General features: G+C 37.2%; 19 protein-coding genes. 18 read left to right on the forward strand and 1 reads right to left on the reverse strand.

Translation table 11 applies throughout. The features are described 5' to 3' along the window. The first annotated feature begins 2 nt into the window (after positions 1–2). From ACPYIV_RS05075 to ACPYIV_RS05140, 14 genes are all read left to right on the forward strand, one after another. A complete protein-coding gene (locus ACPYIV_RS05075; RefSeq protein WP_425885951.1) occupies positions 3–1,451 on the forward strand; it encodes a lipopolysaccharide biosynthesis protein in 1,449 nt (482 codons plus the stop codon). Between the two features lies 1 nt (position 1,452). Continuing rightward, positions 1,453–2,694: a hypothetical protein gene (locus tag ACPYIV_RS05080; protein ID WP_425885953.1), complete on the forward strand. Its 1,242-nt coding sequence runs from the start codon at positions 1,453–1,455 to the stop codon at positions 2,692–2,694. A 51-nt stretch (positions 2,695–2,745) separates the two neighbouring features. Further along, on the forward strand, positions 2,746–3,696 hold the full coding sequence (locus tag ACPYIV_RS05085) for a glycosyltransferase family 2 protein (protein ID WP_425886497.1): 951 nt from the start codon (positions 2,746–2,748) through the stop codon (positions 3,694–3,696). A gap of 1 nt (position 3,697) precedes the next feature. After that, positions 3,698–4,816, forward strand: a complete 1,119-nt coding sequence (locus ACPYIV_RS05090; RefSeq protein WP_425885955.1) for a polysaccharide pyruvyl transferase family protein — start codon at positions 3,698–3,700, stop codon at positions 4,814–4,816. Between the two features lie 77 nt (positions 4,817–4,893). After that, positions 4,894–6,033 carry a Coenzyme F420 hydrogenase/dehydrogenase, beta subunit C-terminal domain gene (locus ACPYIV_RS05095; RefSeq protein ID WP_425885957.1) on the forward strand — a complete coding sequence of 380 codons (1,140 nt, stop codon included), beginning with the start codon at positions 4,894–4,896 and terminating at the stop codon, positions 6,031–6,033. 33 nt (positions 6,034–6,066) lie between these two features. Beyond that, the gene (locus ACPYIV_RS05100; protein ID WP_425885959.1) at positions 6,067–7,476 is read left to right on the forward strand and encodes a hypothetical protein; all 1,410 of its coding nucleotides are present in this window, start codon (positions 6,067–6,069) and stop codon (positions 7,474–7,476) included. After that, positions 7,473–8,630, forward strand: coding sequence for a glycosyltransferase (locus ACPYIV_RS05105; protein ID WP_425885961.1), 1,158 nt, complete (start codon positions 7,473–7,475; stop codon positions 8,628–8,630). Before ACPYIV_RS05100 ends, ACPYIV_RS05105 begins: the two co-directional genes overlap by 4 nt. Positions 8,631–8,640: 10 nt before the next feature. Beyond that, entirely contained in the window at positions 8,641–9,885 is a 1,245-nt protein-coding gene (locus ACPYIV_RS05110; RefSeq protein ID WP_425885963.1) for a glycosyltransferase, read from the forward strand. Positions 9,886–9,905: 20 nt separating this feature from the next. After that, a complete protein-coding gene (locus ACPYIV_RS05115) occupies positions 9,906–11,132 on the forward strand; it encodes a glycosyltransferase family 4 protein (protein WP_425885965.1) in 1,227 nt (408 codons plus the stop codon). Positions 11,133–11,140: 8 nt separating this feature from the next. Beyond that, positions 11,141–12,172, forward strand: coding sequence for a hypothetical protein (locus ACPYIV_RS05120; RefSeq protein WP_425885967.1), 1,032 nt, complete (start codon positions 11,141–11,143; stop codon positions 12,170–12,172). Next, entirely contained in the window at positions 12,169–13,188 is a 1,020-nt protein-coding gene (locus ACPYIV_RS05125) for an acyltransferase family protein (RefSeq protein ID WP_425885969.1), read from the forward strand. The genes ACPYIV_RS05120 and ACPYIV_RS05125 overlap by 4 nt, the downstream gene beginning before the upstream one ends. 18 nt (positions 13,189–13,206) lie before the next feature. Continuing rightward, positions 13,207–14,376 carry an ATP-grasp domain-containing protein gene (locus tag ACPYIV_RS05130; RefSeq protein ID WP_425885971.1) on the forward strand — a complete coding sequence of 390 codons (1,170 nt, stop codon included), beginning with the start codon at positions 13,207–13,209 and terminating at the stop codon, positions 14,374–14,376. A gap of 30 nt (positions 14,377–14,406) precedes the next feature. Next, positions 14,407–15,069, forward strand: a complete 663-nt coding sequence (locus ACPYIV_RS05135; RefSeq protein ID WP_425885973.1) for a sugar transferase — start codon at positions 14,407–14,409, stop codon at positions 15,067–15,069. A 19-nt stretch (positions 15,070–15,088) separates the two neighbouring features. Beyond that, complete coding sequence (locus ACPYIV_RS05140; protein WP_425885975.1) at positions 15,089–15,766, forward strand: PIG-L deacetylase family protein; 678 nt, start codon at positions 15,089–15,091, stop codon at positions 15,764–15,766. A 273-nt stretch (positions 15,767–16,039) separates the two neighbouring features. On the opposite strand, the gene ACPYIV_RS05145 is transcribed toward ACPYIV_RS05140, so the two are convergent. Further along, entirely contained in the window at positions 16,040–17,248 is a 1,209-nt protein-coding gene (locus ACPYIV_RS05145; RefSeq protein WP_425885977.1) for an ATP-binding protein, read from the reverse strand. A gap of 168 nt (positions 17,249–17,416) precedes the next feature. Between ACPYIV_RS05145 and ACPYIV_RS05150 the strand changes: the two genes are divergently transcribed. Genes ACPYIV_RS05150 through ACPYIV_RS05165 form a run of 4 tightly spaced genes read left to right on the forward strand, consistent with a single transcriptional unit; the run spans position 17,417 to position 21,251 of the window. After that, positions 17,417–18,490 (forward strand): polysaccharide biosynthesis protein, encoded by a 1,074-nt coding sequence (locus ACPYIV_RS05150; RefSeq protein WP_301704886.1) that lies wholly within the window; start codon positions 17,417–17,419, stop codon positions 18,488–18,490. Positions 18,491–18,541: 51 nt separating this feature from the next. Beyond that, on the forward strand, positions 18,542–19,690 hold the full coding sequence (locus ACPYIV_RS05155) for a capsular polysaccharide biosynthesis protein CapF (protein WP_301704885.1): 1,149 nt from the start codon (positions 18,542–18,544) through the stop codon (positions 19,688–19,690). Positions 19,691–19,702: 12 nt separating this feature from the next. Then, positions 19,703–20,842 carry a non-hydrolyzing UDP-N-acetylglucosamine 2-epimerase gene (gene wecB / locus ACPYIV_RS05160; RefSeq protein WP_293739141.1) on the forward strand — a complete coding sequence of 380 codons (1,140 nt, stop codon included), beginning with the start codon at positions 19,703–19,705 and terminating at the stop codon, positions 20,840–20,842. A gap of 16 nt (positions 20,843–20,858) precedes the next feature. Next, positions 20,859–21,251: a WbuC family cupin fold metalloprotein gene (locus ACPYIV_RS05165; RefSeq protein WP_293731726.1), complete on the forward strand. Its 393-nt coding sequence runs from the start codon at positions 20,859–20,861 to the stop codon at positions 21,249–21,251. Positions 21,252–21,258 lie beyond the last annotated feature (7 nt).

Genomic DNA, 21,258 nt, shown 5'->3' on the forward strand with positions numbered 1-21,258 from the left:
GAATGGCAGTTGGAGTTTTTTCATCATTAATTTGGAAATTTTTAAATGGAGGTACTGCTCAAATAATACAATTGGTTGTATCTATAGTGGTTGCACGCTTGTTAGCTCCATCTGATTTTGGTGTTGTTGCATTATTGCTTGTATTTACATCGATAGCTACTGTTTTTGTACAGTCTGGTTTAGGTACTGCATTAGTTCAAAAAAAAGAGATAAGTCAGTTAGAGTTGTCTTCTGTATTTTATTATACTTTTTCTGTAGCGTCAATTTTATATGTTCTTCTCTATTTGTTAGCACCTTATATTGAAGATTTCTATGACGCAGAAGGAATTGCTAACTATCTACGTATACTAGCTTTAGTATTATTTCCTGGTAGCTATAATACGATTCAAAATGCCTTGCTTGCTAGACGAATGCTTTGGAAAGCTCAATGTGTATGTAATATAATTAGTATCTTTTTGTCAGGAAGTTTAGGTATATTGCTGGCTTTCAATGGTACAGGAGCTTGGGCAATAATACTTCAGCAATTATCATATCAGATATTTGTTTGTGTAACATTACTGTTTATTGTTAAGTGGAAACCATCTTTGATGTTTTCTATTAGGCAAGCATTACCTCTTTTTAAATATGGTTTTAATTTGCTTGTCGCTAATATAGTAGACACAGTATATCATAATTTAGAAAATTTGATTATAGGAAAAAAGTATGCATCAGAAGTATTAGCTTTTTTTACCAAAGGTAAAATGTTTCCCCTTGTAATAACAAATAATGTGGATGGAGCTTTACAGTCGGTTATGTTGCCTGTTTTATCCTCAAAGCAGGAATCTAAATTAGAACTAAAAGTAATTCTTCGTAAATCAATAGCTACCAGCACTATGGTTCTTTTTGGGGGATTAACAGTACTTGCTTTATGTGCTGATTCTTTGATAAAAATTCTTCTTGGTGAAAACTGGTCTGAAGCGGTTCCATTTTTACAATGGTATTGTTTGATAGGTATGATGTCCCCGTTGCAGACATCCTCAGCACAAGCTATAAATGCTTTGGGACTTTCAAATATTTATTTAAGAATAATGTCCTTTAAACGTGTGATAGGGTTAATTCTTTTGACATCATTTACATTGATATTTGAGAGTGTTTATGCGATTGTTATCGCTGCATTTATAGTTAGTGTTATTTCTGTATTTATTCATATGTGGTATAATTCAAAATTATTTGGATATACACTTTATGAACAAGGTTGTGATGTGATAAAAAATATTATAGGTACTATAGTGACATTATTAGTTTATATCTTAATAAAATCTTTATTTGAATTTAATCTATATTTTTCTTTTTTATTTATTATTTTGTTATCTTTTATGACTTATTTGTTTACTTTATTTATATTGAAAAGTAATGAATTAAAATATATTATTGAGAGGATATTAAATAATTTGAAAATTTATAAAGTATGATATGAAAAAGAAAATACTCTTTCTTATCCAATGGTATCCTTCTTTTAGATCAGCAAACGTTAATTGTGATACTAATATTATGAAGGAGCTTCTAAAAACAGATTTGTATGAAATTCATTGTCTTTCATATAAACCTGAAAATAGATCATTTAATGAATACTTAGATGGATTCCATGTTCATCGTTTTAAACGTTCTTTGTGGTGGACTAAAATGCAAAGTATATCAGATAAAGGAGAGTATAATAATAATAAATTTCTCTTTTTTCTTAATAGGATTTTTCTCCGCGTTAGACAAATTATTACATCTCCAATATATCCTATGATGGAACCTTTTTTGTGTTGTCGTTATTATTATGAAGCCAAAAAACTGCATAAAAAAGAACAATTTGATATTGTTATTTCTGAACATTTTGGTTTTGATACTCTTTATGCAGGTTATAAATTGAAAAAACAGTTTCCAAAAATTATATTTATGCCAATATTTTGGGATTCTCTTTCAGGAGGATTTTGTCCAAAATTTCTACCTCATTCATATTGCCGATATAAAAAACGTAAATTTGAAAAGAAAGTAATGGATATTGCAGATAAAGGAATTGTTATGGAGTCAAGTTTAGCCCATCATAAGGCAACAACCATTAATTATGATTATTATGATAAATTAATGGTTCTAAATGTGCCATATCTGAAATATCAACAAATTAATAAATCCTGTTTTTTGTATGGCAAGAAAAATATTCACTTTGTGTTCACCGGTACATTGAGCCAAAGAAATCCTGATTATTTAATTTCTTTATTCAGTAAATTAGGAAATGCAAAAGTTACCTTTATTTGTGATGTTTCATATCATTCAATTGTTAAAAAACATAGTTTTAATGGAGTGTTAGAGTGTTTACCCTATATGCCTTATTCAGAACTGAGATCTTATTTACAATCTGCCGATGTGTTATTTAATTTAGGTGTTCGAGAATCGACAGCTATATCAGGAAAGATTTTTGATTATATGGGGTATTGTAAACCGATTATTACGACTACTTTTATAGATGATGAAGCTGCTATTTCTTACATAAAACGCTATCCTCAAGGTTTAGTGATCGACGAAAGGTTATCTTTGGATGAAAATTTGATTAAGCTGAAATCTTTTTTAGAGTTTTGTGGTAATTTTACGTTCTCTTTTGATGATATTGCAATAGAGTTTAAAACTTCATTACCAAGTTCATACGTAAGTATTGTAAATAAACTATAATAATAAAATGTTCTTTTTTATTGTGATAAAATGTAGATAAATTTGAGTGCAGTGAAACTAAGTGTTATTATTCCTACATATAATCGAATTAGTTCAGTTGAAAGAACTTTTGAGTATATTGCAAAATCTAAAACTCTTCCTGATGAAGTAATAGTTGTTGACCAAACTCTGAATTCTGATTTAGCTGGTCGTATAAAGAGATTGTGTGATAGTCAAAAATTTAATGTAAACTACTTGTGGCGCTCAGAGCCATCATCGACTAAGGCTAGAAACGTAGGTATGGCTTATGCAAAAAATGATATTATAGTGTTTATGGACGATGATGTAGATGTGACAAGAGATACATTTACCAATGTTAAGTCATTGTTCTCTGATAATAAAGTCGCTATGGTGGCAGGTTATGATGGTATACCGCCTTGTAAAAATTCTAATCTTGGCTATCTATTTAACAAATCGAGCTATAAGAAGAAGCATATAGGTCATGTTGCATCAGGTATTTATGGGAGACTTCCCATAACAGCTGGACATAATAATTCCCCCGCTGATGTTTTAACAGAATGGGCAATGGGGTTTTTCTTTGTTGTAAGAAAAAGTCTTGTACAAAAGTGGAATCTTCAGTTTGATGAAAAACTACAATATTATGCTTATGCAGAAGATTTGGATTTTTCTCATTTATATTATAGATGCGCTAAAAGTGAAGGACTGATGTGTTATTATAGTCTTAAATGTTCGGTAACACATAATGTGTCAAAAGAATATCGTACTCCCAAACGGGCACTATGTTTTATGTCTGTAGTACACAGAGAATATATTCGTTATAAACATTTTGGAGATTCTAAATATTTTTATTCTTCATTATGGAGCAATATTGGAGATGTATTTGCTCGTATCGTTCATCGTGAGCCTGTAAAAGATATATTGGATGCTCTCCATTTTTTGTTTAAGTACCGAGATGATATAAGGAAAGGTATTTTTCATTATGAACTGTTTATGAATGATTAGTATGAAAATAGGAATTATTACTTTTCACAGGGCTGAAAATTATGGTTCTGTTTTACAGGCTTATGCGCTTAATCATTATATTAGAATGACTATTTCAGATGCAGAAGTAGAAGAGGTTGATTATGAAAGTATAGCTCAGCATAAACTTTATCGTATCTTTTCCATGCCGAAGTCTATTTTAGGTGTTGCTAGATTTGTACATACTTTGTGTAATTATAGGGCTCTTGCTTGTAAAAAGAAAAAGTTTGCTGATTTTATAGATAAATATATTCCGTTGAGCGATATTCATGGTAGTATTACAGAGGAGGAACTAAGAAATTATGCTATAAAATATGATTTCTTAATTTGTGGTAGTGACCAAATTTGGAATATGCGTTGTGCGGATTCTAATGAATTTTACTTTTTGTCTTTTGCAACAAAGAAAACAAAAAAAATAGCGTATGCTCCTTCTTTAGGTCTGTCTAATTTTAATAAGGATGAAGAAGAGCTACTTAAGACGAGATTATCATCGTTTGATTATTTATCTACACGAGAATCTACGGGTGCACAAATTATATCTCGTTTGGTGAACAAAAGTGTAGAGGTTGTATGTGATCCTGTTTTACTTTTCTCGGCTTCTCAATGGAGACAATTGACTTATAGTGTTAGGCCTATTAAAGAACCATACATATTATGCTATTTTATTGGTGATATAAAGGGTATGCGTCAATATGTAAAAAGAGTAAAACAAGAAACAGGCATAACTAAGATTATTGTAATTGTTAAGAACTTGCGTGATATCAAATCAAGGTACACTACAAAATTTGATACAGGTCCTATTGAATTTCTTAATTTGATAGAGCATGCTTCTTATGTTATAACAGATTCTTTTCATGCTACCTGTTTTTCGTTGTTGTTTCATACCAAATTTTGGGTGTTTGTAGAATCAAATTCTAGGTCTAAACCCAATAGTAGAATTTATGATATTCTTAGAACTGCAAATTGTCAAGAAAGGATACTCACTGATGAGACTATGAATCGAGTGGATGTGGATGCAGATATCGATTTTTCTGTGTCTGATACTCATATTGAAACCTATTCTTTACTGTCTAAAAAATATTTAGATAAGGTCTTATTATGATTTCAGTTTATGATTCAATAGATAAGTGTTGCGGTTGTGGTGCATGCACTCAGATTTGTGCTCATAAAGCAATTACGATGATGGATGATGAGTATGGATTTCGTTATCCGGTAATAGAACGATCTTTATGTATTGACTGCGGACTTTGTCAGAAAGTATGTAATTATCAATCTGTAGATAAAAAAAGCCCAATAGTAACGTTTGTTGCTCAGCGTAAATCTAAAGAGATTCTTAAATCAGCCTCAGGTGGTGTTTTTGCCGAATTGGCGACAAAGGTTATTGAACAAGGCGGAGTTGTTTATGGTTGTATTTTTGTGCGTCAGAATGGCGTTTTGCGTCCTATTATAGCCGAAGCAACAACAATAGCTGATGTTGAGCCTATGTTGGGTTCAAAGTATGTTCAAAGTGAATCACATGATAGCTATAAAAAGGTAAAAAATCGTCTGAAAGAGGGACGATTGGTTTTGTATTCGGGACTACCTTGCCAGGTTGCTGGTTTGAAGGGGTTTCTTTGTAAGGATTATGACAATCTGTTGACATTGGATATAATATGCCATGGGACTCCTAATGAACGTTTTTTTCAATCGTATATTTCTGATTTAGAAAATAAAATTCATGGTACTATTACAAAATTTAATTTCCGAGGAAAGATCAAAGGTTGGGGCGATTTTGCATATACATATACATATATAGATACAAAGGGTAATGAACGTAACGCATGGGGATGTTTAGAAGACTCGATCTATTATGAAATGTTTTTAGCTTCTTCTATTTATCGTGAGTCTTGTTATCATTGTCCTTTTGCCTCTTTGAACCGTCCTTCTGATATTACTATAGGGGATTGTTGGGGAATTGATGTAGAACATCCTGAATACGATGAAAATCAAGGAGGTATTTTTTCTTTTAAGAAAGGTGTTTCTTGTGTAATAATAAATACAGAAAAAGGTTTGAGTTTTGTGGAAGCGAATGGTTGTGGTTTTGAAATATCTCAAATTTCACTGGAGAACGTGGTAAAGTATAATCATCAATTGAGTAGACCTTCTTATGATTCTCCTAACAGAATGGAATATTATAAGGCTTTTCGTCAGGGAAAATACAGAGGATTGAAGAAAAAATATTATCAGTTAGAGTGGAAACAGATATTGAAATTGAAAGTATATAAGATTACTCCTGATGGCTTGATTCGTCTTTTACATACTGTTAGTAAAAAGATTTAAAGGTGAAAGATATGTTTTATTTAGAGTACCAAGATGATACAAAGTAGTTCTTTAGATAGGTTTTTGTTCAAATTGTTTGTGTTTACATTACCACTTGGACATTTTGTTGAATTACCATTTGGTGATTTTTATACAAAAATAGTTCCTCAATTTAGTACGTCTGTAATGTTTGTTGGATTTGCCTTAATGCTTTTGAAATCAGCCAAATTTGTAGATAAAAATGTTCGCCCTTTTGTGAAATTCTGGTATTTTTCTATTATTTATACATTTTTTGCGAGTACGTTATTGATTATTATGTATTACGCAGGATTTGCTGATGATATTGATTGGGTAGCTTGGAATTTAGAAATGCCTTATAGAGCTATCATGAGGGATATTATCTTTTGGGTTTTTAGTCTAATGGCGTTGCTATATAGCTATTACAATTTGTCATATGTTATACGATTTGAACAGTTGTATCGTGTTTTTGAATGGAGTATAATATCAATTTTGTCCGTAGGAATTTTGCAGTATGGGGCATTGAATGGTAATGTTTTTTGTATAATACTACATAGTGTTTTAGGTTCTGTATTTAAGCTGATTGACTTATCTGATATGATGGTATTAGAACGAGGAGTTTGCTTTTGGGGATCAGAAGTAGCTAGCGCATCTGGGTATTGTATGTTTATTTTGCCATTTTCAATTATTACGTTCTTTAATTCTAAGAATGGAAAGAAAATTCGTTTTGGATTTTATACTGCTTTATTTTTATTTTTCTTGTTAACTTCAGGTAGTTCTTCTACTTTAATAGCTACTTTAGTCGTTGTAGGATGTACAATTCTTTTTATTTTTAAAGGGACAATAAAAAAATGGGTATATTATTTGTCATTTTTATTCGGATTTGTAATTATTACGTTGTACACTATAGATATTGATGTTAGTACTCGGGCTTCTTCTACAGATAAAGAGTCGATTGAGTATATATTACTCGGTAAACTTGTGGACAAAGAGAATGGTAGTACAGCCACACGAGTTTCCACGGTTTGTAATGATATGAAAATCTTTTTAACATATCCGATAACTGGGATTGGTAATGGTTGTCAAGGATATTTTTATAATAGTAATATTCCTGCTTGGATAAGATTTGCAGAAGAGGTACAACGTGCACTAAATTATGAATCGGGTAGTATTTCAAATGGAGGAGGTAATTTTTTTGCAAGTTATATTTCTGGATATGGGTTTGTTGGAATTGTTGTACTTTTAATCTTATTAAAACAATATAAAATACGTTTTAGAAGATCTGTTGTTAATTATAATTCTGTAGCAGAGTTTACATTTGCGACATGTATAATTGTTTTTTTACTTGCGGGATGGTATGTGCAGACGATTGAGGATAATAAATTGATGTTTATGTTAGCATTAGGGTGTGTCCCTTATAAAAATATATCAAAAAACAGCTTATGATAGTAGCTTTCTTTACAAATTATGTCAATCATCATCAAATCCCTTTAGCGGATGAATTATATCGGATATTGGGAGATAATTATTACTATATAGCAACTTGTGATACTCAAGAGTTAGTGAATACTATGAGTGGATATTCTGAAATTGAAAGATCTTATATCATTCGTACATATGCAAATAATGCTGCAAAGAAAAAAGCATTTGAACTTGCAAAACAGTCAGATATAATGATTTATGGTACTCCTGAGTGTTTACCCTATGTGAAAGAAAGATACAAAAGTATGCGTAATAAATTAACTTTTGAGGTTGGTGAAAGATGGTTCAAAAGGGGATTTTTAAATCTTCTATCCCCTAGGTTATTACGCTATAAATGGTTATATCATACTATTTGTCCAAAAGAGAGTACATTTCGTCTTTGTGCAAGTGCTTATGCTTCTCATGATGAGAATTTGATGTTATCATATAGAGACAAGTGTTTCAAATGGGGCTATTTTACATCTGTTCCAGATATAGATATTGAGGCTATTATGAATTTGAAACGAAGTGCTTCCACTTTAAGAATCTTGTGGGTAGCTAGATTCTTAAAATGGAAGCATCCGGAACGGATATTTCCACTCGCTTTGCGATTGCAAAATATTCATATTGATTTCACAATTGATATGATAGGTGAAGGACCTCTATTTGAAAGAATTAAAACTAATATTGCAAAATTAAACCTTCAGACTCGTGTGCATCTACTTGGTGTAATGCCCAATCAACAGGTCATAGAAAAAATGCGTGAATACCATATTTTTTGTTTTACAAGTGACAAGCATGAAGGTTGGGGGGCAGTTTTAAATGAAGCTATGTCTGCTGGATGTTGTCCAGTTGCTTGTAAAGCAATTGGTAGTTCTCCATTTTTAATAAATCATGGAGTCAATGGTTTGTTGTATGACGATACTGTTATGGATGATTTAGTAAATAAAATTGAATGGCTTGCTAAACATAGGGAAGAATGTGAAAATATGGGCAAACGAGCGTATGATACGATGAGGAATGAATGGAATCCTAAAGAGGCGGCTGAAAGATTGGTGAGATTCAGTACGTCTTTTACAAATAATAGATGTATATATCAATATTCGACAGGACCGATGTCTACTGCGGAAATACTATAAATATCATTTTATGAGAAAGGTTCTTGTTCAAGTCAGCTCTTCTTTAAATTGTGGGGCGCCTGGAAGAATAGTGGAGCAAATAGGGCTTCTTGCACAAAGTAGAGGTTGGGATTGTTATGTGGCTCATGGACTGAAATATTCCAATCCAAGTAGATTAAAAACAATTCCAGTTGAAACATCTTTTGGAGAAAAGTTACATACGGTTAAATCATTGTTGCTAGATAATCATGGTTTAAATTCAATCTCTGCTACAAAAAAATTAATAGATGATCTTCGTAAAATAAAACCGGCTATAGTTCATCTTCATAATTTACATGGATATTTTCTGAATTATAAGGTATTATTTGATTATCTAAAAGAAATAAATATCCCAATCGTATGGACTCTACACGATTGTTGGGCTTTTACAGGTCATTGTGCATATTTTGACTTTATTGGTTGCGATAAATGGAAATATGGGTGTGAAAACTGTCCAGCGAAAAAATCATATCCAAGATCTTTCTTATTAAGCCAATCTTCAAGAAACTATCAGATTAAAAAAGAGAGTTTTACAGGGGTTGAGCAAAATATAACATTAGTACCTGTGAGTAATTGGATAGAAAGTTTTCTTAATAATTCTTTTCTGAAGAATTGCAATATTCATACTATATATAATGGTGTAGATATAAATTTATTTACTCCTAGTTCAGTAGCTGTAAAACGGAAACTTGTAGAAAATCTTCAATTACAAGGAAAATTTGTTGTGATGGGATGTGCAGCCCCTTGGCATGATAGAAAAGGATATACTGACTTTTATAAGTTGCGTAGCTCTCTTCCAAAGAATATTGCTGTAGTTATGGTTGGTTTGAGTCCAAAACAAAAAGTTCAGGCTGATAAAGCAGGAATTATAGGTGTAATGCGTACTGAAAGTCAATCTGAGTTAGCAAGTTATTATTCGATGGCTGATGTATTCATAAATCCAACGTATGAAGATAATTTCCCAACAACAAATCTTGAAGCTTTGGCGTGTGGAACTCCTGTTATAACATATCAGACAGGAGGTAGCCCGGAGGCTATAGATGATAATACCGGTTTAGTTGTTCCAAGAGGTAATCTATCTGCTTTGAAAGAAGTAATAAACACGATTTATTTGCGAGGTAAGTTAAATTATACAATGGCTTGTAGGGAAAGAGCTGTGCGTATGTATAACAAACAGGAACGTTTTGAGGAATATATAAGAATATATGAACAATTGTTTAATACAAAATCCTTTTAAAATTATATATTCCATTAATAATGAAAATTTTAGTAATTAGTCAATATTATTATCCCGAGCAGTTTCAAGTTAACGAAATAGTACCAGAGTTAGCTAAGCGGGGGCATAAGGTTACAGTTCTTTGTGGTGTTCCCAATTATCCTGCAGGAGTCGTGTTTGAGGGATATACAACAGTAGATGAACTTCGAGAGAAAGAACAATCCTATTTTGAACAGACTGGGGTGGAGATCGTACATGTGGAACAGATACCAAGAGGACGGAATCCTTTGAGTCTATTGTTTAACTATTGGAGTTTTGCAAAAAACAGTAAAAAGGTAATTAAGGAATTGCCAGCAGATTTTGATGTCGTGTTAGGATATCAATTATCACCAATAACGAGTATGTATGCAGCGGTGGAATATAAAAAACGTTATAGAACCCCTCTTTTATATTATACGTTGGATTTGTGGCCGGTGTCAGCAGAAGCGATTTTAAAAAGTAAAAAGAATCCACTTTATTCGATAGTGGGTAAGATGAGTAAAAAAATTTATCAGGCAGCAGATCACATCTTGGTTACTTCACGTCCTTTTATGGATTATCTGCATAGGATGAATGGTGTTGCTCTTGAGAAAATGAGCTATTTGCCTCAGCATGCTGGTGTAGATATGTTGGAAATGGATCTGGATGCAGAGGAGAATGGAATTGCTGATTTTCTGTTTGCAGGGAATTTGGGAAAAGGCCAACGGTTGGATGTGATCATAAATGCGGCATCAGAACTGGGGGCAAGAAAAGATTATAAGGTTCATTTTGTTGGAGATGGCAGAATGAGAACAAAGCTTGAGCAGATGGTTGCGGAGAAGGGGCTACAGAATAATTTTGTTTTCTATGGTAACCAGAAACGTCAAGATATGCCTTCTTTCTATAAAAAAGCAGATGCTCTGCTTATAACTCTTCGTGGAAATAATGAGGTGGGAGATACAATGCCTGGAAAGTTACAGATGTATATGACAACAGGTAAACCGATTTTGGGTGCTATTAATGGTGCCGCTCAAGAGGTGATAAGGGAATCTAATTGTGGAAGTTGTGTTAATGCCGGTGATTATAAGGGGTTGGCTGAATTGATGAAACGGTTTATAGAACATTCGGAGGAATATAAAGAACAGCATATTGGAAAAAATGCAAAAATTTACTTCAAAGAAAATTTTACTTTAGAAAAGTATATGGATGGACTTTGTGGAGAATTGGAAAGAATGATTAAACAGAAATAAAGGAGTGTATGAAGCTGAAAAAATTAATAAATGGCAAAGCTTTATATGTGACAGCAGATAAGATTTGGGTGGCACAAGGAATGACATTTTTTGTCATAGATTATACCGGTAAACGGGTAAGCCGAAAATATATGGTTGGTTCACTGAAGGATCGAGTTCTTAGTTGCCATCGACTTTTAGGACAATTGCTTCGAGTAGGACTACATCACCTGCTTCCTTTAAAGAACGGTAATATATTGGTTACAGCAAAACGTAAGACATACATCTTTGATAAAGAAGGACGTGTAGTGAATATTTGGACAGGTTATCAAGGTAACAAACCCGGACATCAAGGGGTTTGTGTGACTCCGGATGGTACGATCTTTTTTGCTGAATATTTACTTAATACGAACAGGGATCATAAAATCAATCTTTATCGGTCAACGGATAATGGGATGAGTTTCCAGATTGTGAAAACTTGGTTGGAAGGAGATATCCGTCATCTGCATTTTGTGAAATGGGATGCGTATGAAAAATGTTTATGGCTTGGGACGGGTGATTATGGAGAGAATGATCAGGAGAATCGTTTATATAAGAGCATGGATAATGGTGACACATGGGAACTTGTAGGTCAATATGGACAAGATTGGAGGGCTATAGGTGTTTGTTTTACTAAAGATGCTTTGTTGTGGGGGACAGATGCCGGTTCATGTCCAGACACGGTTCATTTTGTACGTATGGATCGAAAAACTCGAAAGTTGGAAATTTTAGCTGATTTTGAGGGGCCTTGTCATGGGTGTGCTTCTTATAAAGATGGAAGGTCATTCTTTTCTACCGGAGTGGAAGGAGGGGAGAATGAGAAAGATTGTTATGCTCGGTTAAAAGAGTATAGGGATGGTAAGATTGAAGATTTATGGAATTTGAAAAAAGATATTTGGCCTTTGATCCTACAATATGGAGTGATGCGGTTTCCTTTGGGGACAGACCTGTGTGATAAAGTGGTTTTTACGACCATGGGACTTGAAGGACATGGTGAAACTGTAATGATAGAGGAACAATGAGAAAAGATAATCAACTTATGTCCCTCCTTTCAATTTGGGGCATTCTTTTAGTAGTTTTGGGACATAGTGGCTTCGAGGAACCTATTATCCAACATAGATTGGGATATTTGCATTCATGGATCTATAGTTTTCACATGCCTTTATTTTTTATGATTTCGGGTTATCTGTTTTCATTTACGAACAAAAACTTTGGAGAAGTGGTTTTAGGTGACTTTTTATGGAAAAAAGTAAATCGACTGCTTGTGCCTTATATTGTACTTGGTGTGATTCTTTATTTTATCAAGTTTGCATTTTCCGGGTTGTCACATGCTGCAAGAGATTTTACTATTGGAAATTTTTTTAAGATGTTTCTTGCTCCATCCAGTGAAAGTAGTACAATGGGGTATCTTTGGTTTGTTTTTACGCTTTTTATTGTTTTTGCCTTTATTGTTGCCATATGTCGGATGCATATAAATTTGAAGAAAACGACATGGTGTATATCCTTGATATTAGCTTTTGGGTTAATAGATTATGCAATACCTCAAATAGAGTGGTTCAATTTGAAAGTAGTGGTTCATTATATGCCCTATTTTCTTATAGGGATATTATTTAAATCATATGAGAGCAGTATATTGGCCTTTGTTAATAGAGGAGGATATTGCGAATTGTTTATACTGATCGCTTTGAGCATTTGGACAACAATAGGGAACTGGCCCATACCTTCTTTTCTGATGATTACCATCCGAACGTTGATCGGATTATGGATATCAGTTTCTTTTTGTTCGATGCTTTTGTATTCGAACAAAATTACCATATGGCTTTTGCCATATGGTAAGAATACTTATTCAATCTATCTTTTGTCTTGGTTTGGTCAATATGCAGCTAAGATTCTTGTCGTGAATATATTCCATATGCATTGGGGAATATGTGTGATTGCAATGTTTATTTGTGGCATTGTTGTTCCATTGATGATAAATTGGTGCGTGGATAGATATAATTTTAATAATGTATTTCTTAGGTTAGTAATTGGCTATTAGAATATTGAATACTGTTTTATGAGAAAAGTATTGATATTGGATGGTGGAGCTACACATGCTGTTGCTATGGCTGAGTGTTTGAAACAGAGTGGTTATTCTGTCTCTACAATGTGTTCAAGCAAGAGTGAATATGGTTATCATACGAAGTTTGCGGATGAACATATTTTGGGGCCTGACAGCCATGAAAAGGAGTATACCTTTTGGATGATAAATTTCTTGAAAAAACATCGTTATGATGTATTGATTCCGACATCTGATACAGCAGCAAAGTTTATGAGTTACTATAAAAATGAGTTACTTGAACTTGTTGGCGTTTTAATACCGGATAAAACTATTTTCGATAATGGTTATGATAAAAATAAACTAATGAAGATTTGTCGGGAGAATGGATTTCCGCATCCTTTAACCATTGATCTTTCCGGTATCAAAGATGTTGATAATAATAATGAATTAGCGGATTTCCCTTATCCAGCTTTGCTTAAGCCTAATTTAACAAGCGGTGGTCGTGGCATGACATTAATCAATTCTCTTGAGGAATTGAAGGTTGTTTATCCTACTATTCATGAACAGTATGGCGAGTGTCATCTGCAACAATTCATAAAAGAAGGAGGTCGGCAAGTAAAAGTCCAGATTATGACTGATTTTTATGGGAATGTGGCCTATTCTTCTGTGATCTGGAAACAACGTTATTATCCGGTGAAAGGTGGAAGCAGTTGTTGTAATGTTACAATTGATGATCCTGAAATTGTTAAGACTTGTGGTGAGGTCTTGAAACGAATAGGGTGGATTGGATTTGCTGATTTTGACCTGATTGAAGATCCAGATAAGAAACAGTTGCTTATAATGGAAATAAATCCTCGTATTCCGGCTTGTGTACGTTCTGCTTTTAAGTCCGGAATGGATTATGCTACAATGATTGCTGATATGACTGTAGGGCAACCGTTGAGACATTATGTTTATGAACCGGGTAAGAGGTTGAGACATTTGGGATTTGAGATGTTGTGGTTTTTGAAATCTCCGGATCGATTCAAGGCTAAGCCTTCTTGGTTTAGCTTCTTGGGAAAGAATTTGTATTATCAGGATTGGATATGTGGTGATTTCTCTTCCTTTCTCTGGGGTACATGGGGGAACTTCAAAAAACAGCTTGATCCTGAGTTCAGAAAGGCTAAAGCTGGTGTGAAAGTCTGATTTTTTATCTATAAATAAGATTATTTCAATATGTTATACAAAAATGTCAAACGTGTTTTTGATTTTATCTGTGCTTTGATAGGTATTATCGGCACGTCTCCTTTGTGGATAATTGGTGTAGTCGGTATTTTGTTGTCGGATTGGGGGCCTGTCTTCTATGTAGCCACTCGTATAGGCAAGAATAATAAACCTTTTAAAATGTATAAATTCCGTTCTATGAGAGTGGCTAAGGTTGCAACTGAAGCTTCATTGCGTCCGGATGAAGATCGAATCTTTCCGTTTGGTCGTTTTATTCGTAAGGTGAAGATTGATGAGTTGCCTCAGTTGTTGAATATTTTGAATGGTTCTATGTCGATTGTCGGGTCTCGTCCTGTAGCACAAGATCAGTTTGAAATGTTTCGTTATGGGAAATGGGATGAGGCGGCTAAGGTTCCCGTGGGGCTGAGTGGCCCGGCTGCTCTTTATGATTTTATTTATGGTGATCAGATTACGGATGAGAAGGAGTACATGGAGAAAGTCTATCCTACACGTCGTGAATTGGAATATATATACGTGCAGAAAGCCGGTATCTTCTACGATTTGAAGATGATTGTTTATACGGTCATCTGTATTATCTATGCTCTTTTGGGAAAGGAATGTACATGGATATTGAAGGAGTTGGTTGAGGATGCAAAAGAAACGATGGATAAATGAAAAATAAAATACAAGAGTTATGAAATATCTTTTAGTAGTTGCGCATCCCGACGATGAGGTATTAGGGGTTGGTGCGTCTATCTATAAGTGGTCACGCGAGGGAAACATTGTGGATGTGGCCATTATGAGTACGGAGGCGAAAGCACGAGCTTTCCGCCCTGAAGATAAGGAGTTGGATGATGATTTGAATGCATCTGCGAATTTTTTAGGTATACATAAGAAGTTTGAAGCTACTTTTCCTAATATCGAGATGAATACAGTGCCACATTTGAAATTAGTACAGTTTATAGAAAGTGCTATTCGGGAGAGTGAACCGGACATTATTATTACACATCATCCGGCAGATACTAATAATGATCATCTCCAAACTTCAATGGCTTGTCAGGAGGCTATACGTCTGTTTCAGCGTCAACCAATGATGAAGTGTGTGAAGGAGTTTTGGTATATGGAAGTACCTTCTTGTACCGAATGGGCAATCAATGAGGCGATGAACCTGTTCCGACCGAACTGTTATGTGGAGGTCGAAAGAGAAGGGATCGAAGCCAAATGTAAAGCTCTTGCCATGTACAGAGGGGTAATGCGTCCCTATCCGCATCCTCGCAGTGATGAATATATCACTGGATTGGCTACGATTCGTGGAAGTCAGTGGGGGTGTAAATATGCAGAGGCGTTTCAAGTGGTTCTTAGAAGATATTGAACGGTATGGTTTTATTACCGATGAATCATTGGCTGTATCTATTTGTTGTATTGGCTGTTTTGTGTGGAGGTTATCTGCTTTTTATGAGACGGTACTATCCTTTGCATGAAGCTTATTTGAGATCATTAAGTTAGTCAACAAAATTAGGCTGCATGATTCTTGAAGTTAATCATAAGACCGTCACTCATTGTCGCCAACGCTTTGTTGACAACATAAAAGAGGCCTTCGACACCAACAGGGCTGTTTCACTCGGGTCGAAGGATAGTCCTCTTTTCAAAATTCCGACAAAAACTCCCGTATCGGATAATGGCGGATGCCTTCATAGCTGTTGCCGGTATAGGGGTCTGAGGTGACAATGAGTTTGGGATAGTTGTCTTGTATTTTTAACAGGTTACCGAATTCACGTTGAGCGGTCGTCTCGTTGTCGATACGTAAGGCAACTTGGATATAAATTTTTTCATGATCCTTTTCACCGATGAAGTCGATTTCGTTATTGCCTAAATAACCGACCTGAACCGTGTAGTCGCGATAGAGGAGATGGTTGTAGACAAGATTTTCTAATATTTTGGCTTTGTCCGTAAGGCGGTAACCGATGACAATGTTGCGTATTCCCATGTTCTCGAAATAATATTTTTCTCCGATCTCGAAAATACGTTTACCTATCAGGTCGTATCTTTCAACCCGATGGATGAGAAAAGCATTGCTTAAGTATTGGGTATAGTTTTGTATCTGATTGACAGAAACTGTAGTATGCTGGGATTTTAAATAATCGCTGATGTTTTTAGCTGAAAAAAGACTTCCGATGTTTTCTGAAAGGAAACGGATAAGGCGTTCTAAGAAGTCACTGTTTCGCAAATTATAACGGCCAACCACATCACGGAATACAATGGTGGAATAGACGCTTTTTAGGTATTCATTGACAACTTCGTCGGTCAGAGGCAGATTGATCAAATAGGGTAAACCGCCATAACGACTATATAAATTGAGACTTTGTTCGGTATTGGTTAACTGATGAAACTCCAAAAATTCCAAATAGGACAAGCTATAGATTTTGAACTCTATATATCGTCCGCTCAGATAAGTGGCCAGCTCGCCGGAGAGCATTTTGGCATTACTACCTGTCAGGTAGATGTCATTCCAAGGGGATAACAACAAAGAACGAATTACTTTTTCGAAATTGGGAATTTCTTGTATTTCATCAATGAATATGTAATTGAATTGATTTTCTATAAGCCGTGATGTGATATAAGTGTGCATGTCTTCTGCTGTTTGAATTTGGCTAAAGGTGAAATCTTCAAAATTAATATATATGATATTGGCATTCGGTTCTTCTTCAAGAACTTGTTTCATAAGCTGGAAAAGCAGGAAGCTTTTACCGACACGTCTTTGGCCGGTTAATACTTTGGCAATGCTTTTTCTCATGAAAGGCTTGATTCTTTCTGAATAGCCTTTTCGATTGATGAGCGTTTGAGGTAAATCCATTTGTTGAAAGTTTTAAGTATAAATGAAACTTATGGCAAATGTACGAAAAGTTTTGATCATACTTAAAACTTTTCCTGAAAACGCTAAAGGTTTTAATCATAAGTAAAACTCTAATTATCTATCATAATAATGAACAAACGAATTTATTAAAATTTTAATAGAATATATATGTCAGTATTCAAAGACAAAGTACTCCTAATCACCGGAGGCACCGGTTCCTTCGGTAACGCAGTTCTTCGGCGTTTTCTGGATTCGGATATCAAGGAGATCCGTATTTTTAGCCGTGATGAGAAAAAACAGGATGATATGCGTCATCAGTTACAGAATCCCAAAGTGAAGTTTTATATAGGGAATGTGCGTAATAAGACATCTGTGGATGTGGCGATGCGGGGTGTGGACTATGTTTTTAGTGCAGCAGCCTTGAAACAGGTTCCCAGTTGTGAGTTCTTTCCGATGGAAGCGACCCGTACGAATGTGGAAGGGACGGAGAACGTGCTGCTTTCGGCTATCGAGCATGGTGTGAAGAATGTGGTGGTCCTTTCAACGGATAAAGCTGCTTACCCGATCAATGCGATGGGGATCTCCAAGGCGTTGATGGAAAAGGTGGCGATTGCCAAAGGACGTGAGCTGGGCGAAGGGGCACAGACGACGATCTGCTGCACGCGCTACGGGAATGTGATGGCGAGCCGGGGTTCTGTGATCCCTCTGTGGGTGGAACAGATGGAACAGGGTAAACCGATCACGATTACCGATCCGGAGATGACGCGTTTCATGATGACGCTGGATGATGCGGTCGACCTGGTGGTCTATGCGTTTACGCATGGGCATAACGGTGACCTGTTCGTGCAGAAAGCGCCGGCGGCCACTCTGTCCGTCTTGGCAGAGGCGTTGAAAGAGACCTACGCGCAGATCGATCCGAAGTACTTAGATACGGAGGTGAAAGTGATCGGTACGCGTCATGGGGAGAAGCTGTTTGAGACCCTTGTGACACGCGAGGAGATGGCGAAAGCGATCGATATGGGCGACTATTACCGTATCCCTTGCGATACGCGCGATCTGAACTACGACAAGTTCTTTACCGAAGGAAGCGAATGCCTGTCCAAGATCGAGGACTATCACAGCCATAACACGACTCGTCTGGATGTCGAAGGGATGAAAAAATTATTACTCCGCCTACGTTTTATTCAGGAAGATCTCGGGTTGATCGAACGGGCGAAACCGAGAGAAATCAGAAGCGAATAAAAATCGACTTCGTGCCAAGCCTCGAAACTTCACACTTAAAATTTAAAAGACATGAACATATTAGTAACCGGTGCAAAAGGCTTCGTCGGTCGGAATCTTGTATCCCAACTTCATAATATCCAGTCGGGAAAAGCCCGCAATTATCCTGTTTCAGGTACTGAACTGAAGGTCTTCGAATATGATGTGGACAGCGATCCGGCAGAATTGGAGGTGTATTGCAAGAATGCCGATTTTGTCTTTAACCTGGCCGGGGTGAACCGTCCGAAAGACCAGTCGGAGTTTATGAAGGGAAATTTCGGTTTCGCTTCCCTCTTATTGGATACGTTGAAGAAACAGGGTAATGCCTGTCCGGTGATGATCTCGTCGTCTACGCAGGCTGCACTGGATAATCCGTACGGCGAGTCGAAGCGGGCGGGAGAGAACCTTCTGTTCGAGTATGCCGAAGAGACGGGGGCGAGAGTCTTAGTCTATCGTTTTCCGAACGTTTTCGGGAAGTGGTGCCGCCCGAACTATAACAGTGCGGTGGCGACATTCTGCGACAATATAGCGAATGACCTGCCTATCCAAGTGAATGATCCTAAGGTGGTGATGAACTTAGTCTATGTGGATGATGTGGTGGACGAGTTGATTGCTGCCTTGTCGGGTGGCGAACACCGCGAAGGGAACTTTTGTGCCGTTCCGGTGGTCCATACGATAACGCTGGGCGGGATTGTCGACCTGCTTTATTCTTTTAAGGGGATGCCGGGTAATCTGGAGGTTCCTGATTTGGGGGATCCTTTTACGAAGAAGCTGTATTCGACTTATCTGTCCTATCTTCCGAAAGAGAAGTTCAGCTATCCGGTACAGATGAAGACGGACGATCGGGGTAGCTTCACTGAGATCATCCGTACGCCGGACAGGGGGCAGTTCTCGGTCAACATTTCCAAGCCCGGTGTCACCAAGGGACAGCATTGGCATCACACCAAGAATGAAAAGTTCGTGGTGGTGAGCGGTCACGGCCTGATCCGGCTGCGTAAGATCGGGACGGACGAGGTTGTCGACTTCGAGGTCAGTGGCGAGAAGATCGAAGTAGTGGAAATGATCCCCGGATACACCCACAACATCATCAACCTTTCGGATACGGAAGACTTAGTGACCTTCATGTGGGCCAACGAACCGTTCGATCCGAACCGCCCGGATACTTATTTTGAAGAAGTGTAAAAACAGGAAATCATGAGCAAACTAAAATTAATGACCATTATCGGTACGCGTCCGGAAATCATCCGGTTGGCTGCCGTGATAAAGCGTTGCGATCGATATTTCGATCAGGTCCTGGTGCATACCGGGCAGAATTACGATTATACATTGAACCAGGTGTTTTTTGACGATCTGGGTCTTCGTGCTCCGGACTATTATCTGGATGCGGTAGGCAAGGATTTGGGAGAAACGATCGGCAATATCATAGCCAAGTCGTATCAGTTGATGGTTGAGGTGAAACCTGATGCGGTCTTAGTGCTTGGCGATACGAACTCCTGCCTTTCGGTGATCGGAGCGAAGCGCTTGCATATCCCGATCTTCCACATGGAAGCAGGTAACCGCTGCTTCGACGAATGTCTTCCGGAAGAGACAAACCGGCGTATCGTCGATGTGACGGCCGATGTCAACATGTGTTATTCCGAACATGCACGCCGGTACCTGAATGCCGCCGGAACGCCGAGAGAGCGTACCTATGTCGTCGGTTCGCCGATGGCGGAGGTGTTGCACGATAACTTAGAACAGATCAAGGCGAGCGACGTCCTCGAACGTTTGGGGTTGGAGAAGGGCAAGTATATTCTGCTTTCCGCCCATCGTGAGGAGAATATCGATACGGAAGCCAATTTCTTCAACCTGATGAATGCTGTGAACGCTATGGCGGAGAAGTACGATATGCCGATCCTTTATTCCTGCCATCCCCGTTCCAAGAAGTTCATCGAACAGCGCGGTTTCCGGTTCGATCCTCGTGTGATTCAGCATCAGCCTTTAGGTTTCCACGATTACAACCATCTTCAGATGAATGCATTCGCGGTCGTATCCGATTCGGGTACGCTCCCGGAGGAAAGCAGTTTCTTCCTTTCCGTCGGCAATCCTATTCCGGCTGTATGCATCCGTACCAGTACGGAACGTCCGGAGGCCTTGGACAAAGGTAATTTCATCCTGGCCGGTATCACGACCGAACAGGTGTTGCAGGCAGTGGATGTGGCGGTCGAGATGAATCGGGACGGCGCTTTGGGACTCCCCGTGCCCAACTATGTGGACGAAAATGTCTCGGTGAAGGTCGTCAAGCTGATCCAAAGCTATACGGGTGTTGTGAACAAGATGGTTTGGAGAAAATAGTAAAACGAAGGACAAGATGCAACGAATCGACACGAATCTATTGAACGAAGTTACAGCGCAGGCGAAGGAATCCCCTCGTTTGCGTATGAATCATAATTTCCATGACTCCTTAGATGCGAAAGCGCAGCGTTTGCTGAACGCTTTGGAGCCAGGAACGGTATTACCGGTACATCGTCATCCGCATACGGCGGAAACCTATCTGCTGTTGCGAGGGAAGATACGGGTGATGTTCTACAACGATGCCAAGGAAGAAACCGAATCGACAGTATTGGATCCGTTGGAAGGACACTACGGTGTGCATATTCCTGCGGGACAATGGCATACGCTGGAAGTGCTGGAAAGCGGTTCTGTATTGTTCGAGGTGAAAGACGGTCCTTATATGCCGCTGGGAGAGGACGATTTGCTGTAGCCAGAGA

The organism is Parabacteroides vesiculifaciens (genome assembly GCF_049860805.1).
Taxonomy (GTDB): domain Bacteria; phylum Bacteroidota; class Bacteroidia; order Bacteroidales; family Tannerellaceae; genus Parabacteroides.